A 7092-nucleotide genomic window follows, 5' to 3' on the forward strand; every position below is an offset into this window, starting at 1 on the left:
GTCGGCGATGATCCACGCGGCGGCGGCCCGCCCGTGCGGCCGCGACGTCGCGCCGCCCGGCGGCGAAGAAGGCTGCGAAGCCCGCCGTCGACCCGCGGTTCCCGCACGGTCCGCTCGCTGTGCTGGACGGTGACGGATCCGCGTACGGCGTGGACGGCATCGTGCTCGACTGCCCGGCGACCACCATTCCGGAGCTGGTGGAGTGGACGCTGCGCAAGTCCGGCCTCGGTGCCGCGAAACTCAACCGGTACGGCAAGGACAGCGACCCGCTGATCGTGCTCACCGCCGCGGCCGCCGTGAAACTCGGACTGCCGGAGCGCCTGGAGGGCCACGAGCAGCGCCGCTCCCTCCGTCTCCCGGAGGACCACCCGGTGGTCAAGGGGGTGGCGAAGGCGAAGTGGCAGCTCACGCAGCGCGGGTTCGGCCCGTGGGCCCGCATTTACCGCAAGGCGCAGGGGCGCGAGCGGCAGTGCGTGCAGCTCGCGGTCCTGTCGTGGGACGCCCTCGATGAGCGCTCCTGGCCCGGCGTGTGCGAGATGGAGCCGGCCGACGTCGCGCGCGTCCTCGGGGTGTACGCCCAGCGGGTCATCACCCCGCGCGGCTCGACGGCAGTCTCGGGCTTGGAGTTGATGACGGCGCTGCGCCCGCCGACGAAGGCTGTGCAGGATCCGACGACCGGGAACTGGGTGTCCGGCTACAACGCGGGCGCGCTGGGGACGGAGCCGATGGACCCGGCGCCGCCGGAGGCCACCCCGGAGCACCCCGTTGTCGTGAACTCCGGCTGGACCGGCGGGTTCCTCAATGAAGAGGCGTACCAGTGGGTGCGGTCGGTGGACTCGCTCAGCGATGAGGAGTGCACGCTGCCCTTCGCGGTCGGTCTGGATCTGAACACGGCGTTCCTCGCAGCCGCGGCCCGCCTGGTCGTCGGCCTGTCCGCGCCCGACCACTTCCACGCCCCGAAGTTCAACCCGAAGATCCCCGGGAGCTGGCTGGTCGACCTGTCCCACATCGAGTTGGACTCGCGCCTGCCCAGCCCGTTCACCCCAGACGGCACCCGCCCGACGGGACCGGCCTGGTACCAGACGCACACCCTCGCCTACGCCCAGGAGCTCGGGTACGACGTACACCCGATCGAGGCGTACCTGCGCCGCGAGACCGGCGCGTACCTGGACCCGTGGCACGACCGCCTCAAGACGGCGTACGTCGACACCCTCGCCGACCTCGGCGTCACCCGGGACCTGGACGACCGCCAGTTCCTCGCCGCGATGGAGCAGCACAAGCAGGCCGACCCTGCCCTGGCCGCCGTGCTGTCCGCGATCAAGGCGACGGTGAAGGGCGGCGTCGGCAAGCTCCGTGAGCGCCCGCAGGGTCGCCACTACAAGGAGGGCGAGACGTGGCCGGCCCTTCAGCGGCCGACCTGGCGCCCCGACATCCGCGCCGCCGTCATCTCCAAGGCCCGGGTCAACATGCACCGCAAGCTCAACAACATGGCGAAGATGACCGGGCTGTTCCCGCTCGCCGTGCTGTCCGACTGCGTCGTGTACCCCTCGCCGGGTGAGAGCCCGCTCGACTTCCTCCCGTACGCCGCGTCCGGCAAGCCGCAGCCCGGCGCTTTCCGCCTCGGGCCCACCCCGGGCCTGGCGAAGCTGGAAGGCGTCCAGTCGATGCTGTGGGCGGTCGACCTGATGGAGAAGGGCCTCAACCCAGCCCGCCACATCAAGGGCGGCGACGCCGTCCTGGACGAAGGGGAGTAGAGCCGTGGGGGAGATCGAGGACGCGATCACGCGCGCCGACCGGGAAGCGTTCACCAAGGAGCCGCCCAAGACCCTCCAGGGCCGCATCAACTTCCTGATGAAGCAGCTCAAGACGACGAGAGCCGTCGCAGCGGAACTTGGGGTGAGCCAGCGGTCGGTGGAGCGCTACCGCAAGGGCGAACGCAAGCACCCGCCGAAGGACATCGCTGCGAAGATCGACGAGGCCGTACGGTCACGCTGGCAGCCGCAGGTGCGCAAGCGCCGGCGCAAGCAGGCCGCCGCTACTAGCGGGGTCACGGTGGAGACGAGGGCCCGGTTCGGGTACACCGCGCCCGTCGGCACGACCGACGACGGCCGGTTCCGGCGACTCACCGTGCATCTCCCCCCGGCGTACGCGCAGCGCCTGTTCGACGCCCGCGAAGCAGGGGCCAGCGACCAGCAGATGCGCGGAATCATCGCCGAAGGATTTAAGGAAGTGTATTTCCAGGACGGCGGCGGGCGCGCTATGGGACTGTCGGACGTGGAAATCAACGACATCGACTATTTGGATCTGGACTACTAACCAGGAGCGAAAAGCGTGCCCGCTGAATTACCGCCCTGAGCTGAAGCGCGATAGGTGTCACAAAGGCAGGTGTGTTGTCACCGGGGTCGGCGGCCATGTCCTTTACCGAGAGTCTTGTCCGCCGACCCCGGAGTCGTGTCCCCCAGCGGGCCGATGTAGTCGGCGCTCCGGAAGCCGTGTGATCGCGGCGCTCACTGCCAGCCCGAGCGTGACACCGACAGCGGCGGCGACACTCTGCGCCCAAGCGTCGTCGAGGGAGCCGGGCAGGACGGCGCTGGTGAGCCGGGTGGCGCCCCACAAGACTGCTACCGTGGCCAGTGCGGCCGGCCAGCGGTGCCGTACCCCGTCGCTGATGTCGTCGACGATATGAAAGAGGAGCAGCAGCGCCATGAGGTGGCTGCCGCCGAAATCATCGTCCCAGTCGAGCGCGGTGAGCCCGGCCCCGAAGGCAAGCACGAACAGCCAGAACCCCACCAGTCGCCGGACGGACGTGGGTGGCTGTCGCCTCGCACCACGCGGGAGCCAAAAGAACGGTGGGATCTGCTGGCCGATCGCGTACTTCTGCATGACTCGCGTCCTGATCCCCCGGGGTAGCCGACTCCTGTCGGCGCTCAGTAATAGGACGCGCAGGAACAGGACGCGGTTGTGGTGAAGTGTCGCCGCATGGAACCGCCTCGGGGAGCCAGAGGCTGTCGATCTTCGCCTGTGGTGACAGAAGGGCTGCCGAGTGAGCATGTGAGACAAGCCGCGTGCTTCGCTGGTGACAACCAGGCCGCTTCGACCGGTCCTGTACACCGGTTCTTCTGGCTCCCCTGGCGACAACTTCCGTGCTTCGGCTCACGCCCATCGACCGCAGCAAGAGCCCGCTGTTCGACGCCGACCACGACCCGGTCCGCATCGCCGACGCGCTGCGCCGCAGCCCGCACTTCGCCACTGCGGACGCCGACGCTGGCGGCGACACGGTGTGGTTCACCACTGAGGACGGCATCAACTACACGCTGACCTTCAAGGACGCGGAGCCCACCAACGACGACCTGCTGCCCGAGCCGGTTCTCACCGAGGCCATTGCCGCGGCGATCCTCAACCACCCCGGGTTCGTCACCGCGACGGCGGACTCGCCGCGCGAGGACACCATCACCGTCCAGACCCGCAACCTGGTGCGCCACCTCCTGGTCCTGGACGTCGACCGCGACGGCGGCGTGATCGCCCAGGAAGACCTGTCCACCCCGGCCGTCGACGTCGCCTTCGTCGCCGACCGGCTGCTCGCCAGCGACCCGAGCGACTCAGAGCGGGCCACGGCCGAACTCCTCAACTACGTGGCGGCCACCTGGGACAAGCAGGACCACCCGCTGCGCGAGCACGCCCAGGCCATCGCCCGCGCCCTGCCCCAGCAGCGGAGCGAGGGGTGATAGTCACCGTTCCCGCTTCCGCCGGGTTCGGGAAGGCCGAGTTGCAGCTCGACATCGACGATGCCGAGCACGAGCGCCGTCGTGCCGCCGGCCTGGGCGTCGCCATCGGCCACGGCTTCGGCGGCCTGGACGTCCTGATGGCGCTCCCGCACGGCCTCCCCGTCCCCGTCACGGACCTCACCGACCACCAGCGCGCGTACGTACGGCAGGCCCCGGCCGGGATCTGCACGATCGACGGCCAGAACGTCACCCGGCATGTCACCTGGCCCTGCCGGGTGACGGTGGCCACCGTCCAGGCCACGAGCCCCACCAAGATGGAGCTGGACGCGGCGCGCAGTTCGCGCCGTTCTGCGCCCGCCGGGTGATCATCACCAGGCCCCTGAAACGCCTGCTGAATCCCGAGGCGCTGCTGGATTTCGGGTTCTACGGGATCGGCGTGTGCCTCCAGCACGCCAGCGGAGAGCTGGAGACGCTCGTGGAGCCGCGCCCGTGGAGGCCGATGCGGCGGCACACCCCCACCTCCGCGGCCTGATGGTTCGCGGAGACCGCGTACGGCCAGTTCCTCAAGCAGTCGTGGGTGTCGACACCGTTCCCAACGCCGGTGCGTACGACGGGCCGCTGGGCGTTTTCATGGCCATCGCGGTCGCGGAACGGCTTCGCGACGACGGCCTGCCGTTCGCGCTCGAGGTGATCGCTTTCAACGATGAGGAAGGCACTCGGTTCGGCACCGCGCTCCTGGGCAGTCAGGCAGTCGCAGGGGGGTGGCAGGACCACTGGTGGGAGCAGAGCGGGCGCGACGGACTCACGTTGCGCCGCGCGTTCGCCAACTTCGGCCTGGATCCGGTGCGGGTGAGCGAGGCGGCACGTACGCCGGCCGATCCCTTGGCATAGTGACCGCCATCGCCGGAGCTCGGCGATTCCGGTTGAGTATTGTTGGTGAGGCCGGGCACGCCGGAGGGACGCCGTATCAGCGTCGCCGGGACGCTCTGGTGAGCGCCTCTGAAGCGATCACGATGATCGAGCAGGTTGCCCGTGAAAGCGGTGAGGACGGGTGCATCGCCACCGTCGGATGGATCCAGGTCCAACCGGGCGCGGTCAACGTGATCCCGGGGCAGGCCGACTTCACGCTCGACCTACGCGCCGCGACAGATGAGCAACGCGACGCGATGTGGGACGGCATCCGCGCGGAGATCGAGCAGTTGTGCGCGAGCCGTGGGACGCGCCTGGAGGTGTCCGAGACGCACTCTGCCCCGGCGTGTGAATGCGCCTCGTGGTTGCGCGACGCCATCGCGACCGGCATCCGCAGGACCGGCGATGACTCTTCCGCGGCTGGCTGCGATGCGGACCCTATCGAGCAGGGCTGGCGGAGACGGGGATCAGGGCGCGGTCGTCGTCGAGGTCGTTGGCGTAGTGCCTGGCGCTCGGCTGCGGTCCACGCTGAGGCTCCGGAGTCCCAGGTTTCGGCGAGCGGTACGCGGTGGTCGACGTCGAGCTTGCCGGCTTTGTCGATGTACACGTCGTCGTACTCCGAGTACCAACGACCGCCCGTGAGCTTGCAGCCTTGGCGGCGCCGACTCGAGCACCGAGCAATTGTCGAGAGCTGTGGATCAGTAGCCGTTCACCATGACTCGTTCTTCAGGTGGGCTAGCCCTTCGACGGCGTTCAGTTGTGCCCGCAAGGCGGGGTTGGGGGCTGGGGTAGTAGTCAGCAACAGCACCTGAACCGTCGGGTGTTCGGTGGCGTAGAGGTCGTCTTCGCCGTCGTCGCCGGGAATCGGGTTGGGCTGGATCTCGATCTGGCCGTCGAGGCTGTCCGCGCGGTGGTAGATGCCCCGGAAGTGGCTGTCGTGTTCGGTGAAGGCCAGCCCGAGGCGGCCGCCGACGAGGCGGACCAGCTCGCTGGCGGTGTGGCTGCTGGTGCCGTAGGTGTCGTAGTCGGTCATGGTGCACCAGACCCTATGCCGCGAAGGCTTCGGGGCGTTCGACGAGGTGGCCGCGTTCGAAGTGGGCGCCTGCTCGGACGAGGGCGACGAGATGGGGTGCGTTCACGGCTCGCCAGCGGGTCTGGGCGGACTCGACGAGCTTGAAGACCATCGCCAGTGCGGCGGTTCGGGAGCGGGCCCCCTTGGTGACCTTCGTCCGCAGCCGAACGGTGGCGAAGGTCGACTCGATGGGATTCGTGGTGCGCAAGTGGATCCAGTGCTCGGCGGGGAAGTCGTAGAACGCCAGCAGCTCGGCCTCGTCATCGACGATCTTCTTGACGGCCCCTGGAAACTTCGCGCCGTACTGCTGGGCGAACGCGGCGACGGCCTTGGCCGCGTGCTCCTTGTCTTCGGCGTTGTAGATGTCCTGGATGGCCTTCTTCGCCGCGGGCTGGGCCGACTTCGGCAGGCTGTCGAGGCAGTTGGCTGTTTTGTGAACCCAGCACCTTTGGTGGCGGGTTTCGGGGAAGACCTCGTTGATAGCGTTCCAGAAGCCGAGGGCGCCGTCGCCGACGGCCAGGACGGGGGCGCGCATGCCGCGGCGCTGGCAGTCCCCAGCAGGCTCGCCCAGGACTCCGAGGATTCGCGGTAGCCGTCGGCCGTCGCGATCAGCTGCTTGGTGCCGTCCGCGCGTACACCCATGACGACCAGGACCGCGGCCTTCGCCTCTTCGAGGCGGATGCGCAGGTGGATGCCGTCGGCCCACACATAGACGTAGTCGGTGGCGGACAGATCGCGTTCACCGAACGCCTTGTGATCAGCCTGCCACTGGGTGGTCAGCCGGGTCACCGTGGCCGGGGACAGGCCGGCAGAGGAGCCCAGGAACTGCTCGAGCGCGGGCACGAAATCGCCCGAGGACACCGTGCAGGTAGAGCAGGGGCAGCACCTCGCTGATCTTCGGGGACTTCCGTGCCCAGGGTGGCAGGATCGCCGAAGAGAACTTCTTGCGCTCGCCTGTCGTCTCCTCGACGCGCTTGTCGTTGACGCGCGGGGCCTTGACCTCGACGGTCCCGGCCGAGGTGATGACCTTCCTTGGCTGGTGGTCGCCGCTACGGACCACGAGCCGCCGCCCGCGTTCGTCCTTCTCATCAGCCAACTCGGATATATAGGCATCCACTTCGGCTTCGAGCGCGGCGGCAAGCATCCGCCTCGCGCCTTCCCGGACGATCTCGTCGATGAGCGAGGAACCGTAGGCGGTGGTGCCGTCGGCGTTGACTACGCTGAGCACGGGCGTGCCTTCCCGACCGGTGTTCGCAGCACCGGCCTACTCGATGACCATCAATCGATCACGCGGGAAGGTAGGCCCTTCACGTCCAACCCGAGGTCGATCCACAGACATCCGAGCTTGGTAGGAAGTCAAGCTGTCGCTGGTGCGAGGGCTGGGAA

Annotated in this window: 7 protein-coding genes and 4 pseudogenes; 7 read left to right on the forward strand and 4 right to left on the reverse strand. The window is 68.7% G+C overall.

What is annotated here, in order from left to right:
- Positions 1 to 23: 23 nt before the first annotated feature.
- Positions 24 to 1754 (forward strand): annotated as a pseudogene (tap, locus tag CG723_RS45030) (telomere-associated protein Tap); the annotation flags it as partial.
- A gap of 4 nt (positions 1755 to 1758) precedes the next feature.
- Entirely contained in the window at positions 1759 to 2316 is a 558-nt protein-coding gene (gene tpg, locus CG723_RS45035) for a telomere-protecting terminal protein Tpg (protein ID WP_100599340.1), read from the forward strand.
- Positions 2317 to 2418: 102 nt separating this feature from the next.
- Here the strand turns inward: tpg and CG723_RS45040 are convergent, their stop codons facing one another.
- Positions 2419 to 2883, reverse strand: coding sequence for a hypothetical protein (locus CG723_RS45040; protein ID WP_234374882.1), 465 nt, complete (start codon positions 2881 to 2883; stop codon positions 2419 to 2421).
- A 260-nt stretch (positions 2884 to 3143) separates the two neighbouring features.
- Here CG723_RS45040 and CG723_RS45045 point away from each other — a divergent pair, with 260 nt between their 5' ends.
- The 5 genes and pseudogenes from CG723_RS45045 to CG723_RS49500 all read left to right on the forward strand — a co-directional run.
- Positions 3144 to 3725, forward strand: a complete 582-nt coding sequence (locus tag CG723_RS45045; protein ID WP_100599341.1) for a hypothetical protein — start codon at positions 3144 to 3146, stop codon at positions 3723 to 3725.
- Complete coding sequence (locus CG723_RS45050) at positions 3722 to 4090, forward strand: hypothetical protein (RefSeq protein ID WP_100599342.1); 369 nt, start codon at positions 3722 to 3724, stop codon at positions 4088 to 4090. The genes CG723_RS45045 and CG723_RS45050 overlap by 4 nt, the downstream gene beginning before the upstream one ends.
- Positions 4087 to 4257, forward strand: a complete 171-nt coding sequence (locus CG723_RS47215) for a hypothetical protein (protein ID WP_199842133.1) — start codon at positions 4087 to 4089, stop codon at positions 4255 to 4257. Before CG723_RS45050 ends, CG723_RS47215 begins: the two co-directional genes overlap by 4 nt.
- A gap of 41 nt (positions 4258 to 4298) precedes the next feature.
- Positions 4299 to 4616 (forward strand): M20/M25/M40 family metallo-hydrolase, encoded by a 318-nt coding sequence (locus CG723_RS47220; protein ID WP_199842134.1) that lies wholly within the window; start codon positions 4299 to 4301, stop codon positions 4614 to 4616.
- Positions 4616 to 4918: pseudogene (locus CG723_RS49500) on the forward strand (peptidase dimerization domain-containing protein); the annotation flags it as partial. The gene CG723_RS47220 and the pseudogene CG723_RS49500, both read left to right, overlap by 1 nt.
- 157 nt (positions 4919 to 5075) lie before the next feature.
- On the opposite strand, the pseudogene CG723_RS48555 reads toward CG723_RS49500, so the two are convergent.
- The 3 genes and pseudogenes from CG723_RS48555 to CG723_RS45070 all read right to left on the reverse strand — a co-directional run.
- Positions 5076 to 5283, reverse strand: a pseudogene (locus tag CG723_RS48555) (HNH endonuclease); the annotation flags it as partial.
- A 60-nt stretch (positions 5284 to 5343) separates the two neighbouring features.
- Positions 5344 to 5667, reverse strand: a complete 324-nt coding sequence (locus CG723_RS45065) for a hypothetical protein (protein ID WP_100599343.1) — start codon at positions 5665 to 5667, stop codon at positions 5344 to 5346.
- A gap of 13 nt (positions 5668 to 5680) precedes the next feature.
- Positions 5681 to 6934, reverse strand: a pseudogene (locus tag CG723_RS45070) (IS256 family transposase).
- Positions 6935 to 7092 lie beyond the last annotated feature (158 nt).

The sequence above is a fragment of the Streptomyces sp. CB01635 genome, assembly GCF_002803065.1.
In the GTDB taxonomy this organism is placed as follows: domain Bacteria; phylum Actinomycetota; class Actinomycetes; order Streptomycetales; family Streptomycetaceae; genus Streptomyces.

What these genes read in the sequence shown, in the direction of transcription:
- CG723_RS45065 (WP_100599343.1), bottom strand. Translation starts at nt 5,667, where the DNA reads ATGACCGACTACGACACCTACGGCACCAGCAGCCACACCGCCAGCGAG.
- CG723_RS45040 (WP_234374882.1), bottom strand. Translation starts at nt 2,883, where the DNA reads ATGCAGAAGTACGCGATCGGCCAGCAGATCCCACCGTTCTTTTGGCTC.